This is a genomic window from Bartonella tribocorum, from assembly GCF_002778015.1.
Lineage (GTDB): Bacteria > Pseudomonadota > Alphaproteobacteria > Rhizobiales > Rhizobiaceae > Bartonella > Bartonella tribocorum_B.
In genome coordinates this window covers 1-1,191 of the sequence record NZ_NJPP01000078.1, presented here as the reverse complement: position 1 = coordinate 1,191, position 1,191 = coordinate 1, and the positions used below count along the sequence as shown (strand labels likewise).

At 45.5% G+C, this 1,191-nt stretch carries 2 protein-coding genes; both read right to left on the bottom strand.

What is annotated here, in order from left to right; genetic code table 11:
* A partial coding sequence (locus CEV08_RS09245) for a phage terminase large subunit family protein (RefSeq protein ID WP_180753587.1) occupies positions 1-632 on the bottom strand: 632 nt, incomplete at its 3' end.
* A 30-nt stretch (positions 633-662) separates the two neighbouring features.
* Positions 663-1,191: hypothetical protein (locus CEV08_RS09240; RefSeq protein ID WP_100131287.1), on the bottom strand; the 529-nt coding region annotated here is incomplete at its 5' end.

The window sequence follows — 1,191 nt, the reverse complement described above, 5'->3', positions numbered from 1 at the left end:
GTGGACAATTTAAAGATCTTTCGTTGTACAAAGGTTGATGTGCGCTTTTCCGCAATCATCACTGGATCACCTTCGTTATCGACACTGAGAGGATAACCATCCACTTCATCCAAAATCAGATAACGAATAGGCATAGAACGTAGACCAGCTGCACTGTTCGCTCCTGTAAGCATCAGTGCTCCACCATCAAACTCTTTCGAAAACATGGTATTCCCGCTGTCACGTGCTCGCGCTGGGGCTATGCGTTCACTTAAAACTGGACTTGCCATAATCATGGGATCAAGCCGCGTCTTTGAAAGCTTTTTGGCTGTCTCAACGGTTGGCATGACATAAAGGGCAGGTCCTGGACTATAATGAATAGCATAACCGCAGAAATTCAATCCTGCCTCTGACATGCCAACTTGCGCCCCTTTCATGACAATGGTTGTTTCAATCGGCATGTAAGAAGAAAGGTTATCCATGATTTCGCGCAAATAGGGAGTGCGTTTTGTTCTCCACAATCCAGGTTCAGCACTGGCTACCGTGCTAAGGTATCTATTCTTGTCCGCCCATTGAGAAACCGTGTATGGTGGGTCCGGTTGTCTTGCATCATTGGCATGGGAGAAAAATTCTGTAACAGCATTCTCATCCATTATTCATTCTTTGCTCGCCCCAAAACGCTCTCATTCTGGAGGTTGAGGATCATGATAAGGAACTGGAATATGAACAGCTTCAAGCAAAGCCTTTCGTATGTAATAATCAATGGCACCGATTAGGCTTGCAGCATCACATCCGACTTGTGCGGCAATGCTTGCACCAAATCGATGAGGAAAATTCAACATGGCGTCACGGTGTGCTCTTCCAAACTCACGCGCTGCTCTCTTGACTTCTTCACGGTCAACGGTTGTTTCGCGTAAACGTTCAAGGGCAATCTTCTCGCTTTCAAGAGCAACTTGCATTCGCTCCAGTTTAATCTTGTATTCATTAGCGCCCTCTATAGAGGTTTGTTTGATCTTTGTTCGCGGTTGACCATCCGGTGCTAAAAATGGAGCAGGGCGTTTTGTTGGATTCTCATTCCAGATAGCTGTTGCAAGCGCTTCATTGACAGAACCATCTTCAAAAAGAGCAGCATCAAATTTTCCTGTCTTAAATCGAGAAACCACTGCATTAGGAGAAACGCGCATCTTTTTGGCAAACGCACGAAGCGATAAA